The following is a 24,069-nucleotide window of genomic DNA, read 5'->3' as shown; positions in this document are numbered from 1 at the left end:
GACTTTAGACCATTCCGCCTTTTTTGAAGTCACGATTAAGCCAGAAACCCTGTCTTTACGTCAGGGCAATAACCATTGTCCTGTTCAATTGGGAATGGAGGGAACGGCTGATATTATTTCTCGGCAAGAAACGGTTATTCAATTCTTGCTCAGAAAAGCAAGATTGATGACAGATTTATAAGTCGGATGTTGATTTTCTAAGAAAATAGGGTCAAAAATTTAAGCTCAATGACCCTTCGACCGATGTGCCATAACACTATGGCGAGCTGGGGGAGCAAATGAATGACCAATGACGAGATTCAAGAACGCAACTGTTCCAAAAAACAATTCAATTCTTGCACCAGCCAATCCTTCTCGGTTAACTTGAGATATTTACCAAAACGATGAGTGCGAACCCCTTCGACAATAGCACAAGACCGAATGGGTTGACCGTTTGAATTGTAGCGAATGTCTATTTCCAGTCTGTCAATATCTGCCGTTCGTCCCTTGCGCCAGTAACTTAACCCTAGCAACTGCCACTGCAACTGGAAATTTTTTTTGTCAATTTTCAAGTAGATGTGACTGATAAACTTGTCCCGAATGACTACTAATAAGGGTAGGATGGCGATTATAAAAGGCCAAATACACATTAGTCCAATAAATACGATTAGGGAACCCACCACCACATACCATGCTAAGAATGGAATATCTACAACGATATAGTCCCCGTGTTTTTCTAAGAAGATAGTATTACTTATTGATACAGACGGCTCAATGAATGAATTTTGATCAGCGAGTTCACCTTGTAATGCAATTAAAGCGTCCTGAGCCGAAGCAAATCGGTCTTCAGCAACGGGTTCGAGCATTTTCTCTAACCAGTTCGCTAATTCTTCTGATTGTACCTGAGCGCGAAAATCAATCTTGAGGCGGCGTTGAGGTAAATCGCCTGGAGAACGACGAGTCACTAGAAACAATAAGGTTGCCCCTAAACCGTATAAGTCAGAAGCGATATACGCTTGCCCTCGAAACTGTTCGGGTGCCATGTATCCATAGGTTCCCACGACTGTACTTCCTTGAGTCAGAGTGTTCCGATAAACATTTTGGACTGCCCCAAAATCGACTAAAAATACATTTCCTTTTTGATCCAGAATAACATTTTGGGGGTTAAGATCTCGGTGAATAATGGGAGGGGTTAAATTATGGAGATAGTCGAGAATTTCCAAGATTTGTCGGGCAATTTTCCGAACTTTAGCCTCATCCGGTTGCCACCCTTGTTTGACTAATAGGGATAGAGACGTTCCAGACGCTAATTCTTGGACAAGATAGAACCAGCGGTTTTGGGGCATTTCGACCTGAAAATAATCCAAATACTTGGGAATTGCCGGATGATTTAAACAGGAGAGAACTTTGGCTTCACGTTCAAAGAGTTCCAAGACTTTCCAGTCCGTCATACCTACTAAGGACAAGGCTTTAATTGCCACCTTTTGACCCGTTTTTTGGTCTTGCGCGGCGTAGGTTGTCCCCGTTCCCCCACTACCCAGAATCCGGATAATTTGATAGCGATCAGCGATACAATCTCCTGGATTATGTCCGTTCATAATCATCCTCAGGTTTCAGGTGAGGATAACGCTGATGCAGGTGTTCCAGAAAGGCGGTTACTTCCTCAACCACCCACTCCCGTTCCCGTTGAGAGATGAACTGGGCAAATTCAATCCGTTGATGGGACATTTGAGTGAAAAGTCGGCATTTTCGTACAGGTATTTTATACCGTTCGGTTGTTTTGGTTAACTTCCTTTTTTCGGTATACTGGGTAATAATTTCGATCCACTTAATCTCTGCGGTTCGTCCCTGAATCGTTTTTTTGAACCCCAATAGCCTCCACTGTAACTGAAACTTTTTGGGGTTAATTTTGAGTTGAATGTGGCTGGCTGCACGCAATACAATATTTAACACCGATAGTTCATGTAGTATAAAGATAAGACTGATGTATGCCCCCACAAAGAGCCAGGGACTGATCATCAGGATTATCCGATAAACATGATTTGGGATAGCGATCGCTAAAAAGGCTAGTAATGTGGTTGGAATTAAGAGCAAACTCCATGCCACAGGATTCAAATACCCACCCGTTCCCTTAAACCCAGTCGGCGGAATGGTGATCTCTAACTGTTCGTTTGTGGCGGTCAATCTAATCTGACTTCCTGCAGGACGACGGCGATGTTCTACTACAGGTTGGATCAGGGTTTGGGGATTTTGCAAAGCATTTAACGCTGCCCGAGCCGAGAGAAATCGATCCTCCACCACGGGTTCTAACATTTTGTCCAGCCAGTCGGCAAACTCTGGCGACACATTCACACGAGAACGAAAGTCAAGTTTTAACCGTTTCTGGGGTAAATCGGCGGGGGAACGGTGAGTGAGTAGAAACAGTAAGGTAGCGGCTAAGCCATACAAATCCGAGGCGGGATAGGCTTGTCCTCGATCTTGTTCTGGTGCCATATAACCAAAGGTTCCAACCACAGTCATACCCTGGTTTCGGCGATTCCAATAGGCATGACGTACTGAACCAAAATCGACCAGAAACACCCGTCCATCCTCTCGGCGGATAATATTTTGGGGTTTGATATCGCGATGAATAATTGGGGGCGAAATGTGGTGAAGATAGATCAGGGTTTCTAGGATTTGGATGGCGATATCTTTGACTTCATCTTCTTGGGTACGCCAACCGCTTTGAACCCAATCAAACAGCGATCGCCCCGGGGCTAATTCCTGCACAATATAAAATAAGCGGGTTTGGGGAGTATCCACCTCAAAGTAATCCAGGTAATTGGGAATAGCGGGGTGATCGAGGTAGGATAGCACTTGGGCTTCCCGTTCAAATAAATCCAAGTCTTTCCAGTCCTTAATCCGGCGCAAGGACATTTCTTTGATCGCTACCCGTTGATTGTTTTTTGGGTCTTGCGCTTCGTAGGTTGTCCCCGTTCCTCCCTGCCCCAGGATAGTTATAATACGATACCGTTGAGCAATGATATCCCCAGGCTGATGCGATCGCTCCATACCAAACTGCCCGAATTGATATCTTTATTATAAAATCGTCATTGGTCATTGGTCATTGGTTATTGGTTATTAGTCTCAAATCTTAACGACAAGAGGGTGAGTTTTATTGATAAGTTATCGGTATACCCATCAATTAAACGGCTAAACCCGCCCCTACAATACGATATAACTTTTGCCTCCTTCTACCCTTTTACCTGCCATTGGTCATTTGTCCTTTGTTGAGTTTTCCGAGGCTAAGCTGTCATGCATTTAAATTGGGTATTAGTAGCGAGCAAGATGCTCGCACTACAAAGATTTCCCCATTATTGATATTAAGGTTTAAATGCCGAACAGCTTATAGCTGACGCTAAACGCTTGGCGAGGTCAAAAATATCGTCTTTCCGGGCAATTTTGTCGCGCCAGTCTTGAGGAATTTGTTCCACTCCGTAATATAGACCCGCTAATCCACCTGTAATTGCCGCCGTGGTATCTGTATCGCCACCTAAATTAACCGCTTTTAACACAGACTGGGGATAAGATGTACTGGTTAAAAAACACCAAAGCGCGGCTTCTAAGCTATGAACAACATAACCACTCGATTGAATCGCCTCCATAGTAAACTGGGCAATTTCTCCATCTAATACTCTGGCAAATTTATCGAGTTCTATGGTGTAGGGGGGTTGATTGTAGATTTCCTGAATCCGTTGAATTCCTTTAAAATAAGCCGTAGCTGGATCATCACCTTCTAGTAGTCGAATCGCTATACTGATATAAATACCACATGCCATCTGAGAACGGAGATGGGCATGAGTAATGCTAGAAACTTGATGGGTTTTTTGAATCAATTCGGGAAATTTTAGGGATTTATAATAAAAAGCCATGGGCAAAATTCGCATCAGTGACCCATTGCCATTACTCATTTCATCCGTACTCCCTGATTCTAAGGGTGACACCTGATCCCAACGCAGGCGACGAATGACTGTAGCTGTCGTCATCCCAATATCGAAAACTGTTCCGTGAGGCGTCCAATAGGCTTGATCATGCCAACGACAAAATGATTGGGCGATCGCGTCGAGGGAAAATCCCTGACAGAGGCTTTCGGCTAAACAGAAGGTGAGAGAACTGTCATCAGACCAAGTTCCTGGGGGCTGATTATAGGTTCCATAGCCCTGCATAGTCGTGACAGGCGATCGCAGGCGTTCCTCCCTAGTGGTAAATTCAACAGGTACACCCAACGCATCGCCCACACAGACTCCTAGGAGTCCGGCGAGGACTTGAGATTGGCGGGTTTCCATGAACAATTCCTCCCCACTTGAGACAATAAAAAAAAGGTGGGCATAGCCCACCCGAAAACGATGACAAATAACAAATGATCCTTTACCAGCTTAACGGTTATTGTGCGACTCAAAATTGAACGGTTCCGAATCCAACGATTCGCGATCGCCAACCATGGATCGAATCCCCTCAATCGTAGCCGGAATCGCACGGGGGTCCATAAACATCACCTTGCTACTATCGCTACTGCCAATCTCTTTACCCATATCCAGATAATTCTGTGCCAGTAAGAACTGCAGGGCATCACGGGCAACAGGATCACTCTTGAGTGTCTTCGCCACAATTTGCAGCGCCTCTGAGGTGGCTTGCGCCTTGAGAACGGACTGCTGGCGTTCGGCTTGGGCTTTGAGGACAATCGCCTTTTGTTGCGCCTCTGCGTCTAAAATCGCCGCCTTTTGTCGCGCTTCTGCATCCAGCACTTGGGCTTCCGCGTTCCCTCTGGCACTATTCACTGCCGATTCCCGTTCCCCTTCTGACGTGAGAATTGCCGCCCGTTTGCGCCGTTCGGCTGACATCTGCAACTCCATCGAGTCTTGTACCGCCTTAGATGGCACAATATCCCGCAATTCCACCCGTGTTACTTTCACGCCCCAAGGATCAGTAGCAATATCCAATTCCCGCAGCAAGGTTTCATTCACTTCAGAACGCGCCGTAAAGGTTTGATCCAGTTCCAGTTTGCCCATTTCTGAACGAATCTGTGTCAGCACTAAATTCACCATTGCTGCTTGCAGATCTTCTACCTTGTAGTAAGCTTTTTCCATATCCATGATCCGCCAATAGACCACGGCGTCCACGCTGATGGAAACATTATCGCAAGTGATGCACTTTTGGGGAGGAATGTCAAGCACTTTTTCCCGAATTGTTTCCTTAAATACGACGCGATCCAGAACCGGAACCATAATATTCAAGCCAGGTTCCAGCTTTTTGCCGCTGTATTTCCCCAATCGCTCAACCAACGCTTCATTCCCTTGATTGACAATCTTAATGGAGCTAGCAATTCCGGAACCGCCAAGCACCACAACAATGAGCCAAGTGAATAGTTCCATGTTATTTTACCTCCTAAAAGTTTGATAATATGCCACCGACAAAGAATAGCCAGAGTTTTCAAACGGAAAATTTAATGTAAGAGATCCTGGGGAACCACAATGAGTGTGTTACCTTGACGGCGGACAACATAAACCTTTTGGTTGGGTGCGATCGCCGCCATTTCATCATCACAACGCGCTTGCCAAGAATTGCCTTCATAGAGGATGCGTCCCGTTTCTCCTGGGGGAATTTCGGTCAGGGTGCGAGCTTCCACCGCATCGAAACGTTTAGCGATCTTGGCGGCTGGGAGAATGCGACGAGATGCGATAACCAGCGCTGTGGATAGCGCCAACCATAGCACAACTTGTACCGGAAACAGGGGAATCATTAACGCCACCAGCGCCACGACTAAAGCGCTAATTCCCATGGTAAAGGCAACAAACGCCGTCGGCACGAATAGCTCCACCAGACAAAGCATTGATCCTGCCAGGAGCCAAAGTAGGGAAGGATTGAGTGACATATAAAAATCCAGCGTATCCTGGGTTGAAAGGATTTTATTCTTCTAGTTTAGTTTGCCACTGTGCCATTCTTGGGAAGCTGGGAGAGCTGGGGGAGCTGGGGAAGCTGGGGAAGCTGGGGAAGCTGGGGAAGCTGGGGAAGCAATAACCAATGAAAAATGACCAAGAATGAGGGACAAACTATAGACACAGCGCCGTGTTTTGATTATGCTTATTAATTCTAGGGGAATGACAGGGAATTAAACTCTGAATCGGGACGCTTGGTATTAAAACACTCCAGTTGCCAATTCATTCCCAAATTATTATTTAAGATTTATGAGTACTGATCAGCCGCAAACTAATCATTATCTGTGGGCAGTAGGTGCAACGGCTGCATCGATCCCAGCGGGGGAAATGGTTGCCGAACGGTATCAAGTCGTTGCCCCTCAAATTTGGCTGGATCTGCACCCAGAGGAGTTACCTCAGGCTCCCGATCGCATCGGTGGCATGTTTCTCCCCTATCTACGCCTCTATCCCCATCGTCTCCACGTTCCAGAGGTTTATGGCGTTTGTTCCGGGGCAGACTCTCAATCGGATACGCCGATTATTTTGCTGGAAAATGTCCCCATTGACAACAACGGTGAACTCTATCCGGCGATTACTTCACAATGGTCAAAAGCCTCCCCTGTGCGTCAGATTTATTGGTTATGGCAAATTTTAGAGTTATGGCAACCGTTAGTTGAATTAGGCGTAGCTGCCACCCTGGTTGATCCCGAACAGGTGCGAGTCGAAGGCTGGCGGGTGCGACTGCGGGAACTGGTTAGGAATGGAACGACGGATTCTGATCCCGCACCTGTCCCCCTGTCAGTCAGAGGTAAAAAAACCGACTCATCAACCAGTGCGTCTAGAGGTACAACAACCCTACCCCACTCCCGAACTCAGGCGAGTCTGCAACAGCTAGGAAAATGTTGGGAATCTTGGTGTCGCACAGCATCCGTGGCGGTGGCGGATCAACTGCGAGATATCGCCCAGCAAATGCAAACGCCTAACCCCTCTTTTGAGGCAATTGCCGTTCAGCTTAATCAGCTTCTGTTGGCTCAATCGTCGCGACAACCCTTACGTTTAGAAGTCGCTGGACTCACGGATACGGGTCCTTTACATGACCACAATGAGGATAGCTGCTATCCTTTGCGATCGGATTTGACCGCAGAACCTGATCCCCTGATTTCTCATCTCTCCCTCGTCTGTGATGGGATTGGCGGACATGAAGGCGGCGAAGTCGCTAGCCATATCGCCATGCAGTCGGTGAAAATTCAGGTGCGGGCGTTGCTAGCTGAGTTACTCGAAGATCCGGAACTGATGAGTCCGGATTTAGTGGCACAACAACTATCGGCAATTGTTCGAGTTGTCAATAATCTTATTGCTTCTAAGAACGACCAACAAGAACGAGAATCGCGGCGGCGTATGGGTACAACTTTAACCCTAGCCCTACAATTGCCGCAAACGGTGATTCAATCGGATAGCGAAGGCAATAGTCACGAACTCTACATTGCCAGTGTCGGGGATAGTCGTGCCTACTGGATCACTCCCGACTACTGCCAACAGCTTACTGTCGATGATGATGTGGCAACGCGGGAAGTCAGGATGGGTCGAAGTTTGTACCGTCATGCCTTACAGCGCCCAGATGCTGGCGCATTAACCCAAGCCGTAGGAACCAAGGATGCGGAGTCTCTTTATCCCCATGTACGCCGCTTGATTTTAGAGGAAGATGGTTTATTGTTGCTCTGTTCCGATGGGGTAAGTGATAACAATTTGATCGAGTCTGTTTATGCGGATTTTGCCAAAGATGTGTTCAGTGGCAAGCTATCCCTAGAAGCAGCAGTACAGTTTCTGGTTGATCAGGCAAATCAACGGAATGGTTATGATAATGCTTCCGTTGTTCTCACCTATTGTGGTGTTTCTCCACAATATCCAGTGGTGTTGAATCTGGAAGGATTACAACTGGAAAAGAATGCCCAGACTATCGAGTTAGAGACTCAATTGCCAACCACAGAGGAACCTGTTGGTGAGGAGGACGAGGAAATGTCCGAACCCATAGACGTTGAAGTCGCATCCTCTAGTCAGGATTGGTTCAAGATCATCTTAGGAGTTTTTGGCATACTGGTGATTATCCTCTCGGCGGGCGCTGCTGTGTTTATTGCCCAGTGGCTACTCAATCCCCAAGCATTCAAACAAATGCGCGATCGCTTTTCGCCTCCCCAATCGATAGAACAGCCTGAGTCTATCCCTGATTCACCACCTGAATTAGAGGATTAAGAGACAGGGCGTAGCGGCAATGGTGCGTTACGCTACGCTAACGCACCCTACAGATAGATCCTATGCATCAGTCCTATGAACAATGAACAATGAACGGTAAACAATCAACACAAATAACTTTTTCTAACATCTCGTTACCAAAATGGTTACGGGGACATGTTAAAGAGTGAGGGGTTTTAGAATCGAAGGTAAAGCTAAAACTCCTCATGCCAAATATCGTGGGACTTAGAGAGTTCCACGGTTTTTTATGACGGCTTACTGAAATGGTACGTTATGGTTCCTAGGACAAATGACGAATGACAAATGACAAATGACGAATGACTTCATTAATTTGCCCTCTCCCATAACCGTTGAATTTCAGTTAACACTTGCTTATCCGGGGGTGGAATCACGTTTCCAGGGGGATTTATCTCAGCACCTGGAATAGTCTGAGACCAAGGACTATTGGCAACGGTTTGTAAATCAACGGTATTATTAACGGGACGGAAACCGTACTGCACAAACACTTCCTGTTGGGGTGGTTGAGTCAGAAACTCTAAAAATTGTTGGGCAGCTTTTGCCTCTCCTTCATTCACATTGCGTCGTACAATGGCGGCGGTCGATACCGTTTCAATTGTCGGATCAAGGTAATAAATTTGGTAGGGTTTGCCTTGATTCGCGGCTGATTGCTGCCAACGATAAAGGGCAATACTTTCATACACGGTAGCCACATCTGCATCATTGGGACCCCGACTGATAAATTCTTGTAGTAATATATCAGTTGAACGGGGCGGCTGATAGACGGAACGCTTAATTAAACTAAATAAGGAATTAATTTCAGGATTGTTTAATGTAGCGCTGCTGAGTGGACGTCCGCCTAATTTAGACTGCGCCCATAGTCCTAACGTTACCTGACCACTATTAGAACGGGTAGGATCGGTAATTACAAAATCAAAACTGCCCCAATCGTTATTCCCGCCAATTTCTTCCCAGTTTCCTGCTTGCATGGCTTGTTCAACCCGTTGCCATTGGAAACGCCCGTTGGGAAACAGAATATTGCCACGTTGAGTCCAAGCCACACCCACAAGGATCGTTTTGGCAATAGGTTGAGGCGTATTGTAGAAAGGTTCACCATTCTGTTGCGCCTGAATGCGATCGCGTAATTCCTGTACAATCTCGCTACTGGCAGGAATGAGTACCGTAGGCTGGAAGTCGTTCTGGTTATCAATATAGTTATTGACCATATCCTGGGAACCTTGAAACTTGAGTTCTAAGTCAATTCCCGGATTTTCTTCCTCAAACTTGGCTTCTAGACTTTGCAGGGGTTCAGCCAGTTCAGTTCCACTAACCACAATAACAGTCTGGTTGAATCCAGGTAAGGGGGTGTAAGTTAAGCCTAAAGATACCAGGATAATGCCAATGGAGGTTAACAGCCGGGTTGGGTTTTGAGATTGACGAGTTTGGGTTGCCATTGTTCTGGGGAGAAGAAATTGCTAGTACCACTACGCGGATGTAAAAAGTCAAAAGTCAAACGTTTGTTTTCATACCACGTCTATGATTAATCAATTGTAGGGGCGGGTTTAGCTTCTCAGGTAAGCTTGTCACTAATAACTGATCAGCAAAACCCGCCCTTATTCTGTCGGGAGAATTTTGGTCGCTAAGGTGGCGATTTACCCGATCAATCGGACTACTGTATCGGTTTTCTAAGCAATGCATGGTTTGAGTATTATGTCAAATATGTCTACTGGACTGGTGTACTTGGATTATTTTGTTACCAATAGATCGAAACTCTCTTCTAAACTATGAAGTTCTTCACTCAAGGAACGGAGTTCTCTGGCTTGTTCGGAGTCATTTAAATCGGCAGTTCTTAGCTTATTTTGGAGTTGCTGCAACACCCCGGCTGCATCAGCAATCATAGTCGAAAGACTGGTAACTTGTGCTTGACGCGCATCTTGTCCCTGACGCGCTAACTGAAGATTACGCTGCAAGCTTTCTGTAAGTTTGTTAAGTTGGTCTTTAGCAACACCACTGGCTTGGGTTTGTTTTTGATTGACCTGTTCGAGTTGTTGTTGTAAATCACTGACGGATAATAGGGAATCAGCCCCTTGGAAGCGTTGAGTCAACTGGTCAACTTTAGCAGGCAATTCAGAGGCGCGATCGCACGTATACTGAACGGCGGCGAGTAACTCGACTTCTAAGCCATCGCTTAAGAGTTGAGTCGCCTGTGATCGCAATATCTCCGCTTTCCCTGCTAACGTCTGGGCTTGCTGTTTGACCAATTGCAGTTCCCGCGCCAGTTCCGGGTTCTCTAGATTCAGTGTTTCCGGTTCTTTAGATTTGAGTGCGATCGCGCCGCCTGTAGCAATAACGGCGGCAAATGGTAACATTGCCACACTGGGTAAGTTAGCCAGACGAACGCCGACAACAAGGACAATTCCGCCAGCGAGTACAGCTAAAGGGTAGTTAAGTGGATTTGCCAGTTTCATCGGTTTTGTATTGTGTATTTTGTGTAGGGGCGGGTTTCACTATTATCGTTTCTTGCCTAACCCAGATGCGACTAAACCCGCCCTGACTGAATGCAATAGTTTTTATATTGATCCTTCGTTTCTGTCGAGGGAACCTATTTGTAGGGGCGGGTTTAGGGACTAATGTTGATTGTTTTTCCTAGCTTGGCTACAAAACCCGCCCTTTACTTACGTTTGTCGGGACAGGTTTTACTAATAACGTTTAGGAGAAAACCCCTAACTTAACTCGGCGCATCTGTATTAAAGCCGAGAACGACTTGAAGAATGACCAATGACATAATACCAATGACCAACTAAAATTCAACCTGCAAATCATTCATAACCGTAGCAATCGTTTCTGGATCTCCTTTACGGTAATAGCCTGCATTCAGGTCAGCAATTGCCTTCAGCGCTTGAGGATCAAACTCACCTTCCCTGCCATAACCAATGGTAAAAAAGGCAATTCGCTGATCACTATTAAACCCACTTTTTTGCAATTCTTGTTCCAGTTGATTCAGATTAATCTGAGAACCAGAATCTTCACCATCGGTGAGAATTAGCACAGCATTAATCGCATCCGGGCGCGGATTTTCTTGCAACCAGTTACGGGCATAAAGCGCTGCATCATAAAGTTTAGTCCCTCCATCAGCTTTGAGACCACTAATAAACTCCAAACCGCGATTCCGTCCGGCATCAGTTCCTTCGACTAACACAGGTTCGCGAATTTCCTCATCAAAATCAATCAGGGCAATCTTATCTTTAGACCCTAAACTATTAATATATTTCTGCAATGTATTCTGTACAGCAGGTAACTTATTACCCGTCATCGAACCTGATGTATCCACAACCACAACCACTTGGGACGGTTTCTTTGCCACCTCTTGCCAGGAGGTTAACATTGCCTCAACAACTTCAGGTTGAGGGGGGCGATAGGAATCGTATTTCGCCTGGGGGTTAACGCCAAATTCTGGGATAAACTTAGGTCCTAAAGCCACGCCTGGGGTTCCTGGGCGCAAACCGAGTTCCGTGGCAATTTGTTGGGCTTCAGGCGATTGTAAATAAGTAACAACCTTCTCGGCGGCGGCTTTTTCTTCCTCACTCACCCAAGGCGCATTGGGGATAATCGCCCGCATATTTGATGTAAAAGTGGCGTTAGGATAAACGGCTTGGTAACGAGGTTGATTAGGTTGAGGGTTCGCATTCGCCGCAATCACCGAAGACTCATAAACTGAACCCACAGACGCCCAAAACGGTCCATTTTGCACCATGGCTTCCGCTAGAGAATCGGTGGAAACGCCATACCGAGTAATTTTGCTTTGGATTTGCTGAACTTGGGATTCATAGTTCTTAACATCTTCCACCGTTAAATCTTCCGGGCGCTTCCCCGAAACCGCCGCATATTGGGCGACTAAGGTTTGTAAGCCAGAATTAGAACGGGTGGGGGCGGTATGGACATAGTGAACGGCTAAGGGGGGACTGGCGGGGTCAATATCTTGATGGGTTTCGGCTGTGACTAAGGCTTTGAAGGGATCAGCCGTGTTCTTCAATCCTGTAGCTACATCCTCCTGTGCCATAAATACCATCGGACTATTTGCCAGCAGGGGGGAGTCGGTAATCTCCGGGATGTAGTTTTGTCCGGGAAATAGCTGATTCATCCGGTAGATTAGCTGACTTTGGTAAATTTCGCCATCCACGGAAATCAATGTGGGCAATTCCGCAGATTCTGCTTCCAGGGTGCCATTTTTGAGTTGTGAGCCTTGAGAAACCAGGCTAGTAACAATATCGCCACTCCCCATTGATTCACAGGTTAGGCGGATGGCGATGCCATTATCAAGTTGGGGTTGTTGTTGATTAAATTGTTCCGCCGCTTGGTTGCAGAAGTCTCCCAAGGCGCTACCTGCGAGGAATTTAACTGTGAGACCACTGAAATTGTCTGGATTCGTGTTACTCCCGTTACAAGCGCTGAGGAGTAGAAGGCTGAGGACAGCCGTAAGGCGAGTGATGAATGGGCGAGGTTGCAGATGCATAGAAGCCTCTACATTAATGACTAGGTATTATAACTCTAGTGTAGGAGCGATCGCGCCTGTTTGAGGAGTTCGTTCGTAGTCAGGGCTTTAGCCCTAGATTGTTAAGAGGAAGTGTGCTACGCCATTACCTTTGAATAAGGGCGGGTTTTGTTGCTCAGTTATTAATAAAAAGCTAGCTTGAATGGCTAAACCCGCCCCTACAATTAACTGGCTTTGCCCGTTTTGGTATTGGACAGTACCAGGTAATTGCCCTTTAGCTCAACAGTATATATGATACAATTGTCACAATAAACACCAGCCTTCTGGAAGATTACTTTAGTTCAGGGCATAATGAGCGTGACTCCATTATTTGGGTCATGACCTCTTTGAATGTGTGCTTTTATCCATAACGTTAGAAATTGCTCTAAAATCGATCTTGACAAATGGCAAAACTAAGGTGAGACAGTGCCGACTCTTAAAGCCTCTCAATGGGGACTCGCTAAAATCAAGCAAGCCAGAAACGAAAAGGGGTGGAGTTGGAGTCTTGACGATGACGACACCTGCTTGCTTGAGGCTAGTCGCATACTGGAACCGGATAAACCGTGGTATACTGGGGGACCTTATGCTACTGGACTCTCTCAAGGAACATGGAAGCGGTTTTTAGCCGGAAGACAACCCATTAGCGCTCATGCCTTTAAAGCATATTGTCACGTTTTAGGACTCAACTGGGAAGAAATTGTCGATCAAGGCAAGACGACACCCTCCAATAGTCGTAGCCGCCAAGATTGGGGAGAAACCATTGACATCTCCATCTTTTACGGTCGCACGTCAGAACTGAAACAGCTAGACCAATGGATTGGCAAAGAACGCTGTCGTATCGTAGCACTCCTGGGAATGGGGGGAATCGGTAAAACCGCCCTGGCAGCGAAGGTAGCTGAACAGGTACAATCTTCCTTTGAATATGTGATCTGGCGATCGCTACGTCATGCTTCACCCCTGGGTGATCTCCTCACTGAGATCATCGACTTTTTATCGGAGGGTAAGGAACAAGAGTCACCCAATACCACTAACGGTCAAATTTCGCAACTGATGGACTACTGCCAACGCCATCGCTGTTTGTTGCTCCTCGATGATGTGGAAACTATCATGAGTAGTGGCAGGTTAGCCGGACATTATCGAGACGGGTATCAAGACTACGGGGAACTGATTCGGCGCATGGCTGAAGAACGCCATCAAAGTTGCTTACTGCTGATTAGTCGGGAAAAACCGATAGAAATTGCCTCATTAGCGGGTACAAAACTCCCTGTTCGAGAACTCAAACTCAAAGGCTTAAGTGCGGAGGATGCCAAACGCATTTTAGAAACGAAAGGATTTTCTTCCTTAAAGTCAAGTGCTGATGCCTTGATTCAGCTTTATCGCGGCAATCCGTTAGCCCTAAAAATTATGGCGACAACTATCCAAGAAATATTTGACGGAAATATTTCGGAATTTTTAGAGCAAAGTACATTAATTATTGGTGATATTTTACCGAATGTTTTTAATCAACAATTCCAACGTTTATCTCCTTTAGAACAGGAAATCATTTATTGGTTGGCACTGGAAAATCAGCCGCTTTCAATTTCGGAACTAAAAGAGGCAATGAAGTTTTCGGTGACATCCTTATCGAAACTCCTGGCAGCGTTGGAATCCCTCAAACGCCGATCGCTGTTGGAAAAAGAACCCAATGCTGAAGCTAATGAAGCGATTTTCACCATTCAGCCGGCTCTGTTGAAGTATGCCACCAATCAATTTATTGACCAGGTGTGTCAGCAAATTTCAACTGTTTGTAAAACCAAATCCGTAAGTCAACTGGGGCTGCTCAGGAGTCATGCCCTAGTCAAAGAACAGGTATCCGATGATTTGAAGACGCTACAAATTCGCCTAATTCTTACTCGCGTCAGGGATCGATTGTATGTGTTAAAAGACACAGATCGCCTAGATGATCAACTTAAAGCGATTCTTTCTATACTAGAAGGAACATCTGACCAAATGGTGGGATATGCACGACTTAACACGATCAACTTATTGGATGCGATTGAAGGCAGATTGTAAGCAGACCCTAGAGGTTTGGCATAAGTGGCGAAGCAAAAAGAGATAAGTGATACTGCGACGTAGCCAAGATTACTGTTTCTAACCCCCCTCATGATATACCCCAACCTGTTGCTTCAAAATCGTTATCGAGTCCTGCGAACACTCGGTAAAGGTGGGTTTAGTCAAACCTTTGAAGTCGATGATCAGGGAATTGCCAAAGTCCTGAAAGTTCTGAATCTGGATCGGTTTTACAGCTATGACGCTAAAGAAAAAGCTGTATCCTTATTCCAGCGTGAAGCTATGGTCTTGAGTCGGCTTCAACATCCTGGTATTCCCAGAGTTAAGTCAGATGGCTATTTTGTCTGGTCGCAGGGGACAGAAGTCTCCTTGCACTGCTTAATCATGGAGAAAATTGAGGGGATCACGTTGAAGCAGTGGCGATCCGGTCGCAAAAAACCTGTCCTCAATCAAGACCAAGCGATCGCGTGGTTGAAACAACTTTTAGATATTTTAGAACAACTGCACCAACAAGAGCTAATCCATCGAGATATCAAGCCCTCCAATATTATCCTGCGACCGAATGGGCAACTGGCATTAATTGACTTTGGGGCAGTGCGGGAGATCACCGAAACCTACTTACAACGGCAAAAACAAGATGAAACCGGCACCGTGATTATTTCTAGTGGGTATACCCCACCGGAACAAATGGAAGGTAAAGCCGTAGCGCAATCGGATTTCTTTGCCCTAGGTCGCACCTTTGTCTATTTATTCACAGGCAAATCTCCCAACGATTTTGAGTCTCACCCCCGGACGGGCAAATTGCAATGGCGAGAGAGTGCGCCGCAAGTTAGCAAAGAATTAGCCGATTTAGTCGATTATCTGATGGCGACGTTTCCCGGTCAGCGCCCGCAAACCCCAGCCATGATTCGCCGTTGTATTGAAGACATTATTGCTCCCACCCCTTCCTTACCGCCACCAGCACCGATTCCGATCAAGAAGCGATCGCCAATTCAGTCCAAAGCCAAAGGACTGATGTCTCTAATTACTCAGTTATTGCCCATTTCCACCTCACCCAATCCCTGGGAAAAGGTGAAACTGCGTCGGACTCTTTCTGGACATACAGATGAGATTCGTGCCATTGCTATCAGTCCAGATGGTAAGACGTTAGTCAGTGGCAGTTATGACAAAAGCATTAAACTGTGGGCATTACGCCTCGGCAAACCTTTGCATAACGTAACTGGACATAGCCACCGTGTAACCTGTGTGGCAATTAGTCCAAATGGTCAGATTTTAGCCAGTGGCAGTTTTGATAAAACTATCAAACTGTGGTCACTCAGCACCGGAAAACTGATTAATACTTTGGTGAGTCGTGCGGATCGGGTGCGAGATATTATATTTAGTCCTAATGGTCAGATCTTAATTAGTAGCGGGGATTGGGAAATTAAACTTTGGGCAGTACGAACAGGTAAATTGCTGCGTATTTTAGCCGGAAATTCAGATTCAGCCCGACATATTGCCTTTAACCCGAATGGTCATAGTTGTGCCGTGGGCAGTTTAAATGGCACTCTAAAACTTTGGAATCCTCATAATGGTAAACCGCTAATGACGTTTACCAATCAGTCTACAAACATTACCTGTCTAGAATTTAGCCCAGATGGTCTGATGCTTGCCAGTGGTAGCAGTCGGGCCATAACCCTCTGGAATCCCCAAACGGGTAAATTATTACGGACGTTTGCCCCCGAGTCACCTGGCGTGGCGGCTTTGGCATTTAGTCCCGATAGTCAAGTTCTCGCCAGTGGAAGTGGTGCGCTAATTGAATTGTGGGATGTTCAAAATGGTCAACGATTAACCAAGCTGTCAGGACATGCCCAACCCGTTCGTTCTCTAGCCTTTAGTCCCCATGGGGATATTCTCGTCAGCGCGGGAAGCGATCGCAAAATTAAGCTTTGGCAGTCAGTTTAACGTTCTGTCCGTGCGATCGTTGTTCAGCTATAGGGTAAGCATTAAAGTCTCAAGGGCTGGAAAAATGTAAACTAGATAGACTGAAATGGATGGAGGATGAAAAATTTTTCCAACGGCAGTCCAGGCATCGAAGTGTTACTTAGTTTGTTATGCTTTAACCAGGATGTACCAGCTTATTTTCCTCGTTCGCATCGATGAACGCACAGGCAATTTGTTTATTCTGGCTGGGGATGATATAAAAATATTAATTGACCCTGATGGTGAGTTAATTTATGACGATGCAACCTAATTTTCAGACAATGAGCAAAAAGGAATTACGCTCCTATTTGCTAGCTCATCGAGATGACGATAGCGCTTTCTATGCTTATGCAGATAGAGTCTATGATTCGGTAGCAACAGTAGAAGCAGCCGTTTTTGAGTTGATAAAATCTATTCCACAATTTTAGCTGTGTCAGTCCACTACGATGGCGGCGTGGCACACCTAAAATGGTTGAATAAGGCTAAAACTCTTACTACGAACTTGTATGCCAAACCACAAAACCGCTTTAAGCAAGTTTGTATTTAATGGTTTGTTGGTCTAGATATTGACGTACCCCTTCACTCATCTGTAGCAGGTTAGGTTCAACTTTTTTGCTCAGAAAATCCTCAACCACGGATGCAACCTTGTTTTTTAACAACGGTGGGACTCCCTGAATCCGCTTAGGATCAATCCTGATTTCGCCGCGACTTTCAATCAACGTCTGACCATGATCATTCAAAAAGCGATTCTTGCCAGCGCAGTGAACAGCTTCGGTAAAGGCGTGAGTCTTTATACTCCATACCAGAGTATAATCTGACTCATTCCAGGTGTTATATTCTGTCCACTTCAGCATATCTTTGCTCAACAGTGTTCTAACCGGAGCTGGAATCTCGCCACCACCATGCCACTCATTGACGGCGTGAATACATGCATTGTCTTGATGACGGGACTTCACGTCGATGCTCCGAACATTCGTCATATAGGGGATTAACTCCATTAACCTATCACGGTAGGTCGCAAAAACAATGGAGCGAGAAAAGGGAATCTGGATATCAGTAGAGAGAATCATATATAGCTTTGTGGGTTAATTCTTCATAAATTGTAAGAGTAAGTAGCTAGAGCCAACCTCTCCTATAGGACTTATTTCCATGCGTCAGTTCAAAAACATCTCTTAGGTAATCGCGCAACTAACCTAGGGATGAAACTCGATGTGATTTAGCCAAGTGTGGCAATTCGAGGTTGGCTACCCCTAATCCTATTATTAAGCCTTCATGAGGTCTTCATGAAGCTTTGATGAAGCTTGTGTGAAACCCTGGATACCTCTTGACACTCCCATCTAAAAATTTGTAGTCGTTAAGAGAGGAGGTTTGATTGTTCCTCGCATCACAACCCAGTCGCCAGTCAAAATGAGAGTGGAGAGACAGGCATAAGTCTTATCAGTCCCAGGAACACAAACCATCGCTCAATCGAATCTACCCTGGTGAGTTATTATGCTTTTGGTTTTATTGATAACCTTAACAATCACCTTCGCAGCAGTTTGTGTGGTTGTTAACACGACAGAAGAAATTGTCCAACTTGCCGCCGCGTTTACTGCCATGATTTGCCTATTGGTTAGCCTGGTGCTTGCCCCTGTGTGGCTTAAGGTGTTAATTGTACTCGCACCAATGGCGATCAAAAAACTCGCGATCGCGGGTATCAGCTTCACACATTTATAAGCCTGATGCCTTAGGAATAAGCCTGTTGGCAGAGAGGCTACGATCTTTCAAAAGGATACTCCGTAAGGAATACCTGCTGCCATTATTCTTAAGTAGAACTTGCTGCAAAAACTGGAAACCCTTAAAAAGAAAGGGTTTCAGGACAATTAAAGGTTCATAAAGTGCAATAAATAAGCCTCAATAGATAAAAACTCCGACAAAATAGCGAGCCAGACGCTTGCACGACAACCGCTTTCCGTTCCCTATCCTTACCCCAACCCTTATTCAGCAACTCCCCAGTATGCAGAAGATTGAAGAAATTAGTCTAAGATCTTATATATCTTCAATAAAAAATTAAACTATGGAAACTTTAAGATATATTTAAGCCCCAAAAACATTTAAGAGTTTGCTTTGAAAATAGGATTATAAGATAGTCCTGTCAACTTAATGAGCACGGATAGATTAACACCAAAATCAAATCCCCATAAGGCTCAAACATAATGTTAAGATTGAGCCACCAGGCTTTCCTGCTTTAGTCTCACGATTAAAACTCGTTTCCTTAAAATGGCTTTGGTGATTTTTGGCTAGTGACTTGGGAATAATAAACTCAAGCGGGCGGCTAATCCATTTATTTTAATAGTTTGACAGATGCAATTTAAGAAATTAGCGCTGATCTTCATGACAGTTACCCTACTCGTAAGCTGTGTGCTGAGTATACTATCCGTGCGTTCGGAAAGTACGGATGCCAATCGTTCGGACGAAATCGCCAATAAAACCTCACCCCCTGTAATTCCACCCCCTCTGGAAACAGCGCTTGAGGAATTGCGTGTGATCCAAATCAAAATTGAAGGTGATATTCATCCCAAAGAATATGGCGAAGATATAAGTGATCTGACACCTATCGTCGAAAATGCCTACGGGGATGCTGAGATTCTAGCCACTGTTAAGTCAGCGTTAGCCGGACACCAATTAGCGGTTCAATTCTGGGAGTGCGATCGCGTTTTTGGCTATGACGAACTTTTCCAATGCCGAGATCAAGTTCTTCAAGCCGTCTTCCAAAAATATCCCGATATCGCCGCCCAAGCCCAGGCAATCGTGGCTAGCGAAAATACCACTTACATTAGTGCTGAACTGGATGAAAATTCTGTGTTAGAGGCAATTTGGGAAAAGACAGGTATGGATACGAAAACGGCACTGCAAATGAGTAACCCAACGTCCTTGACTGCAGATAATCACACTCAAAACTAATAAGCTGTCATGGATTTAAATTTAAGTAGTCGGACACAATTAACGTTGAGTATGATGAGAAGGGAACAGGGAACAGGGAACAGGGAACAGGGAACAGGGAACAGGGAACAGGGAACAGGGAACAGGGAACAGGGAACAGGGAATAGGGAACAGTAAAGAATGTCCTAACCTGCCTTGGGACTGCTATACTTCCCCAGAGCCAGGATTGCATTTTGACCCCCAAAACCAAAACTCCAACATAATACTTGGCGAACCTTGTGCCGACGGGCTTGGGTCACCAAATCTAAATCAAACGCGGGTTTGCCCAAGCCTACACAAGGCGGTAATATCTGATGCTTGAGTGCCATCAAACAAAACGCGACACCGATCGCGCCCGATGCACCTAAGGTATGACCCGTGGCTCCCTTGGTTGAACTTACCGCTACTCTATGGGTAAACAAATCATCCATTAACTGGGCTTCATTCTCGTCGTTTAATCGAGTCCCTGTGCCATGAGCGTGAATATAGTCAATCTCAGTGGGGGAAAGATGACTTCGGTCTAAACATTGCTGAATTGCGGTTATCGCACTCTTGCTACTTGACTTGGGCGTAGTAAAATGGTATGCATCACAACTTAATCCCATGCCTAAGATTTGTCCATAAATTGGCACACCGCGACTCAACGCTAATTCTGCTGACTCCAACACCAAAACCGCTCCCCCTTCACCCAACACTAAACCCTCTCGTCGTTGGTCAAAGGGATAAGCCCCTGTTTTTGCCAAAGCCCCCATTTTGTCAAATCCTGCCAAGGTTAACCGGGTAATCGGGGCTTCCACCGCACCGACAATAACCCGTTGACATTGACCGATTTGGATCAGTTCAACCCCCCGTGCGATCGCCCAAATTCCCGTGGCACAAGCTGCCATGGGTGCTAACACAGGTGCCATCGAGCCAATTTGACGAGCTGTTGCGATCGCGGCTTGATGTGGCAATGTTTCTAACCAAGTCTCTTGCTTCAGCCGGGAGGAATGGCGACTGGAGAATAGCTCCCCTACGCCACCACTTCCCTGCTCAAGAGCGGCTCTGATCAACTCTTCCCAAGACGCCTGACAGCCACGACTAGAGCCAACCACCACACCACAATTAGGCATCGGTGTCTGAAGATTGGCATCAGCCAGAGCATCGGCGACGATGACCTGAGTCAACCTCGTTAATGAACTTGGCACGGAATTGATTAGCGCCAAGGGTCGAACAGGTAATTCTGGAAAGGGTTGATAAGAGCGAATCCCTGACTCACCATTAAGCAGTCGTTGCCAACTCTGTTCTAAACCCCCTAATGCTGAGATTAGACCAATTCCTGTAACAACAACCGAATGCAAACCCAAATTTTGACTATTGACTTTCTTCTCCCAGCTCCCCCAGCTCCCCCAGCTCCCTCTGCTCCCCCAGCTCCCCCGACTAGGGAGATTCTTCTGCCTCAGACTCAGGTCGTTTCAGATTTTCCAGTCCCTGGGTGACTTCGGCTGACTCGATGCGATCGCCCACTTGGATAGTATCTACCACATCCATGCCATTTTTAACATAGCCGAACACCGCATAATTTCCATCTAGAAAAGACAGATCCGATAGTGCGATATAAAACTGCGATGAGGCTGAATCTGGCATCGATGAGCGTGCCATCGCCACAGCACCACGAGTATGCTGCAACTCCGGAGGAGCAGAAATTCCAGCTTGCTCCAACGTTTTGCTATAGATGGGAGCCTCGGCATCCTTTGGCTTTATTTCTAAAGGAATGTAACGAGGCTGCCCTGTTTTCGGGTCAGTAAAACTCCCGGTTCCCAGACGTTCTACCGGAACATTGGGGTCTTTCCCTTGGGGATCACCTCCCTGAACCACAAAAGGTTGGGGTTCACGCACAACTCGGTGAAACACTAAGTCGTCATAAAAACCCCGCTCGACCAAATCGACAAAATTCCCGGCTGTAATTGGGGCATTTGTGCCATCGACCTCAATGGTAATCGGAGAATCTTTAACCGTTAAAACAACGGTCGCTTTTCCCTCTAATCGGGGTAAGTTGCTAATTTGAGGATTAGTGACCTGAGCTACCGACGTTTCTGTTGTTGCGGCTGTTGAGGAATCCGTCGTGTTTTGGGATGCCACCTTTGACGAACTACAAGCTCCGAGACTTAAGCCAACAATTACTACCACAACCAGGAACCAGCGCCGGACGATTACTTGCATATTTATTAACCTACCTTCTTGTAGCTTATGCTACTTAATCATTCTGCCTTAGAGTCTTCCCCCCTCTGCCTTTTCTCTACCAAAAAGGAGATAGTTAACCTGAATTTCCGATTACATGCCTTCTAGGGGGACAGCGAGGAAACGAGCCAGTTCTGCACCTTGGTTTTCCAGTTCCGATAGGGACAAAGGCTGTCCTACACGAGTGAGTGGAACCTCCCGGCGATCTTTGACGCGCAGGTAGAGAGTGCGGTTGGGATTAAGCCCTTCTTTGATCTCAACTTTAATCGATTGCACATCTTGAAGGCGACAGCTAAACTCGACTTTGCGGTTTTTGCCTGGAAAGCCCCAACGAAAAACTTTTACCATTCCGGTTTCCTTGTTGAACTCATTGTATCCGCCGCCAACATCCCAAAGGATAACCAGCCAGAGATAGAGGGCAAAGAGCAAGCCAGCAATCCCGTAAAAGCTCATGGCGATGCCTTGAGGGATAAACTGTAAACCTCTGGTATCGCCCACAGGCAAGAGATCCCGTTGAAAATAACTGGAAAGTCCGGCTAAAAGAAATCCTGTACCACCGATTGAGGCGACTACCGCCCACCAGTAGTTGCTCAATCGCCGAGAGCCTAAAACAGATTGACGCAGTATTTTGTTCTCTTGTTGGGTTGGGGTGGCTGTCATACTATCCTGTTCCTTCACTCTCTACAATACGCTCCGCCTATTACTATGGTTATCCAAAACTTTAACTTTTTGAACTTAAGTAGGAACGGAGACCATAAACTCCCGCCACGCCTAAAAGCTCCAGGTTGTGTGCCGCGTTGTGGTCAGCATGGGCAAGGTAGCCACAATGAACACACCTAAACCTGTCACCTTTTCGGTTTCGTCTATCCCATCTGTTGCAGCTTGAGCAGAACTGCGAGGTTTTGAAGGGGTCTTTCACCACTAGCTGAATCCCCTCCTCCGGGCTTCGCCCCGCTTCGCTAACACACTTCCTTTGCAACAACTGCACCAAAGTTCTATACAGCCAATGAGACAGCCGCCTGTTAGACAGGCGAGAGAACGTCCCTCGTTTTCCCTGTTTAACCTTTATTCCGTTGTGATGTATGGGTAATGGTCTTTGTACACCTGAGGGAGAGATTGTTCAAGGGTTCACCCCCCAAGAGCCGCTTCGGTTATTTTATGTCATCTTAGCTAGACCCAATAGAAAATAATAGCAAATAAAGTCACGTAGATTGGAGAATTATTTACAATGCCATTTTTGGTTCCGTCCTGGATAGGGTCACAGACTTGGGCTGAAAGCCAACAGGTAGCCGCTCATAAGTCTTAAGCCAACCGATGACCCCCTGTGCTGCTCAAGGGCAATTCTGAGTCAGATGTATCAATTTGTAAATTTCCCAACCTTGACTATTATGGTATTGAAGCACTGAATCCCCTACTCTCCCTAGCGAAAATCGAGGATTCGTGTAAAAATATGATAGTTTAAGAAAAATTAAGTCCACGCCAGTTAAATTATAAGCTGGTAACGCTAGGGTGCTTGGCACACCCGGTATTCAGGCAAAGTTAGTCAAGTCGGCTGACTTTCTCACAGTTAAGGTACGCCGGGACTCGGCGAAACCCAAACCGCGAAGGTTTGAAACGCCCAACCCTGAATTAACAGGGGTTAGGAGATAACACGATGCCCTTATGGCTTTCCGTCGTGTGCCTGGGAACCCGTTGATCGGGATATATGGAACGAAATTTCCATAGAATCTCCTTTCTAGAAGAAGGGAGAGTGTCAAAAATTCCCAGTCTATCGCTGTGGAACTGTCAAGGGAAAAATCCTTGTAAACCCTTAATGTAAGAGGATTTGAAACGATGACCATAGCTGTCGGACGCGCTCCCAGCCAAAGAGGATGGTTTGACGCACTCGATGACTGGCTAAAGCGCGATCGCTTTGTATTCATCGGTTGGTCAGGTATACTCCTGCTCCCCTGCGCCTACTTGGCGGTTGGAGCTTGGCTAACCGGTACAACTTTTGTTACCTCGTGGTATACCCACGGTTTAGCGTCTTCCTACTTGGAAGGCTGTAACTTCCTAACTGTGGCGGTTTCCACCCCCGCCGATACCTTCGGTCATTCCCTACTGCTACTGTGGGGACCTGAAGCCCAAGGCGACTTCACCCGTTGGTGTCAAATCGGTGGGCTTTGG

At 46.1% G+C, this 24,069-nt stretch carries 20 protein-coding genes and 2 pseudogenes; 9 read left to right on the top strand and 13 right to left on the bottom strand.

Going from position 1 to position 24,069, the window contains the following annotated elements; genetic code table 11:
* Positions 1-16: 16 nt before the first annotated feature.
* Positions 17-181: pseudogene (locus RIG66_RS03430) on the top strand (HlyD family secretion protein); the annotation flags it as partial.
* Between the two features lie 118 nt (positions 182-299).
* Here RIG66_RS03430 and RIG66_RS03425 read toward each other — a convergent pair.
* The 5 genes from RIG66_RS03425 to RIG66_RS03405 all read right to left on the bottom strand — a co-directional run bounded on the left by RIG66_RS03425 (position 300) and on the right by RIG66_RS03405 (position 5,890).
* The gene (locus RIG66_RS03425; RefSeq protein WP_446375224.1) at positions 300-1,577 is read right to left on the bottom strand and encodes a serine/threonine protein kinase; all 1,278 of its coding nucleotides are present in this window, start codon (positions 1,575-1,577) and stop codon (positions 300-302) included.
* Entirely contained in the window at positions 1,564-3,030 is a 1,467-nt protein-coding gene (locus tag RIG66_RS03420) for a serine/threonine protein kinase (protein ID WP_446375222.1), read from the bottom strand. Before RIG66_RS03420 ends, RIG66_RS03425 begins: the two co-directional genes overlap by 14 nt.
* 311 nt (positions 3,031-3,341) lie before the next feature.
* Positions 3,342-4,304, bottom strand: a complete 963-nt coding sequence (locus RIG66_RS03415) for an ADP-ribosylglycohydrolase family protein (RefSeq protein ID WP_446375220.1) — start codon at positions 4,302-4,304, stop codon at positions 3,342-3,344.
* 90 nt (positions 4,305-4,394) lie between these two features.
* On the bottom strand, positions 4,395-5,390 hold the full coding sequence (locus RIG66_RS03410) for an SPFH domain-containing protein (protein WP_446375218.1): 996 nt from the start codon (positions 5,388-5,390) through the stop codon (positions 4,395-4,397).
* Between the two features lie 71 nt (positions 5,391-5,461).
* On the bottom strand, positions 5,462-5,890 hold the full coding sequence (locus RIG66_RS03405) for an NfeD family protein (RefSeq protein WP_446375216.1): 429 nt from the start codon (positions 5,888-5,890) through the stop codon (positions 5,462-5,464).
* 313 nt (positions 5,891-6,203) lie between these two features.
* Between RIG66_RS03405 and RIG66_RS03400 the strand changes: the two genes are divergently transcribed.
* Positions 6,204-8,183, top strand: a complete 1,980-nt coding sequence (locus RIG66_RS03400) for a PP2C family protein-serine/threonine phosphatase (protein ID WP_446375214.1) — start codon at positions 6,204-6,206, stop codon at positions 8,181-8,183.
* A gap of 326 nt (positions 8,184-8,509) precedes the next feature.
* On the opposite strand, the gene RIG66_RS03395 is transcribed toward RIG66_RS03400, so the two are convergent.
* The 3 genes from RIG66_RS03395 to RIG66_RS03385 all read right to left on the bottom strand — a co-directional run bounded on the left by RIG66_RS03395 (position 8,510) and on the right by RIG66_RS03385 (position 12,693).
* On the bottom strand, positions 8,510-9,634 hold the full coding sequence (locus RIG66_RS03395) for a substrate-binding domain-containing protein (RefSeq protein ID WP_446365965.1): 1,125 nt from the start codon (positions 9,632-9,634) through the stop codon (positions 8,510-8,512).
* A gap of 291 nt (positions 9,635-9,925) precedes the next feature.
* Entirely contained in the window at positions 9,926-10,648 is a 723-nt protein-coding gene (locus RIG66_RS03390; RefSeq protein WP_446375212.1) for a hypothetical protein, read from the bottom strand.
* A gap of 332 nt (positions 10,649-10,980) precedes the next feature.
* Positions 10,981-12,693 (bottom strand): extracellular solute-binding protein, encoded by a 1,713-nt coding sequence (locus RIG66_RS03385; RefSeq protein ID WP_446375210.1) that lies wholly within the window; start codon positions 12,691-12,693, stop codon positions 10,981-10,983.
* A 444-nt stretch (positions 12,694-13,137) separates the two neighbouring features.
* On the opposite strand from RIG66_RS03385, the gene RIG66_RS03380 reads away from it, so the two are divergent.
* The 4 genes from RIG66_RS03380 (at position 13,138) to RIG66_RS03365 (ending at position 17,150) form a co-directional block, all read left to right on the top strand.
* Positions 13,138-14,763: an NB-ARC domain-containing protein gene (locus RIG66_RS03380; RefSeq protein ID WP_446375208.1), complete on the top strand. Its 1,626-nt coding sequence runs from the start codon at positions 13,138-13,140 to the stop codon at positions 14,761-14,763.
* Positions 14,764-14,853: 90 nt separating this feature from the next.
* Positions 14,854-16,704, top strand: coding sequence for a protein kinase domain-containing protein (locus tag RIG66_RS03375; RefSeq protein ID WP_446375206.1), 1,851 nt, complete (start codon positions 14,854-14,856; stop codon positions 16,702-16,704).
* A 103-nt stretch (positions 16,705-16,807) separates the two neighbouring features.
* On the top strand, positions 16,808-16,993 hold the full coding sequence (locus RIG66_RS03370; protein ID WP_446375253.1) for a DUF6888 family protein: 186 nt from the start codon (positions 16,808-16,810) through the stop codon (positions 16,991-16,993).
* Positions 16,977-17,150 carry a DUF6887 family protein gene (locus RIG66_RS03365; protein WP_446375204.1) on the top strand — a complete coding sequence of 58 codons (174 nt, stop codon included), beginning with the start codon at positions 16,977-16,979 and terminating at the stop codon, positions 17,148-17,150. Before RIG66_RS03370 ends, RIG66_RS03365 begins: the two co-directional genes overlap by 17 nt.
* A 99-nt stretch (positions 17,151-17,249) precedes the next feature.
* Here RIG66_RS03365 and RIG66_RS03360 read toward each other — a convergent pair whose 3' ends face one another.
* Entirely contained in the window at positions 17,250-17,792 is a 543-nt protein-coding gene (locus RIG66_RS03360; protein WP_446375202.1) for a hypothetical protein, read from the bottom strand.
* Positions 17,793-18,264: 472 nt separating this feature from the next.
* On the opposite strand from RIG66_RS03360, the gene RIG66_RS03355 reads away from it, so the two are divergent.
* Together RIG66_RS03355 and RIG66_RS03350 are read left to right on the top strand one after the other, a co-directional pair.
* The gene (locus RIG66_RS03355; protein WP_446375200.1) at positions 18,265-18,438 is read left to right on the top strand and encodes a hypothetical protein; all 174 of its coding nucleotides are present in this window, start codon (positions 18,265-18,267) and stop codon (positions 18,436-18,438) included.
* A gap of 627 nt (positions 18,439-19,065) precedes the next feature.
* Positions 19,066-19,665, top strand: a complete 600-nt coding sequence (locus RIG66_RS03350; protein ID WP_446375198.1) for a hypothetical protein — start codon at positions 19,066-19,068, stop codon at positions 19,663-19,665.
* Positions 19,666-19,829: 164 nt separating this feature from the next.
* Here the strand turns inward: RIG66_RS03350 and RIG66_RS03345 are convergent, their stop codons facing one another.
* The 4 genes from RIG66_RS03345 to RIG66_RS03330 form a co-directional block, all read right to left on the bottom strand.
* Positions 19,830-21,023 carry a beta-ketoacyl-ACP synthase gene (locus RIG66_RS03345; RefSeq protein ID WP_446375196.1) on the bottom strand — a complete coding sequence of 398 codons (1,194 nt, stop codon included), beginning with the start codon at positions 21,021-21,023 and terminating at the stop codon, positions 19,830-19,832.
* A gap of 79 nt (positions 21,024-21,102) precedes the next feature.
* On the bottom strand, positions 21,103-21,885 hold the full coding sequence (locus tag RIG66_RS03340; RefSeq protein WP_446375194.1) for a peptidylprolyl isomerase: 783 nt from the start codon (positions 21,883-21,885) through the stop codon (positions 21,103-21,105).
* 111 nt (positions 21,886-21,996) lie between these two features.
* Positions 21,997-22,563, bottom strand: a complete 567-nt coding sequence (locus RIG66_RS03335) for a photosystem I assembly protein Ycf4 (RefSeq protein WP_006100429.1) — start codon at positions 22,561-22,563, stop codon at positions 21,997-21,999.
* A 61-nt stretch (positions 22,564-22,624) separates the two neighbouring features.
* On the bottom strand, positions 22,625-22,822 hold the full coding sequence (locus RIG66_RS03330) for a zinc ribbon domain-containing protein (RefSeq protein WP_446375251.1): 198 nt from the start codon (positions 22,820-22,822) through the stop codon (positions 22,625-22,627).
* A gap of 914 nt (positions 22,823-23,736) precedes the next feature.
* On the opposite strand from RIG66_RS03330, the pseudogene RIG66_RS03325 reads away from it, so the two are divergent.
* A pseudogene (locus RIG66_RS03325) lies at positions 23,737-24,069 on the top strand (photosystem II D2 protein (photosystem q(a) protein)); the annotation flags it as partial.

The organism is Coleofasciculus sp. E2-BRE-01 (assembly GCF_040221695.1).
Taxonomy (GTDB): domain Bacteria; phylum Cyanobacteriota; class Cyanobacteriia; order Cyanobacteriales; family Coleofasciculaceae; genus Coleofasciculus.
The sequence above is the reverse complement of the archived record's forward strand: the minus strand, read 5'-3'. Positions and strand labels throughout refer to the sequence as shown.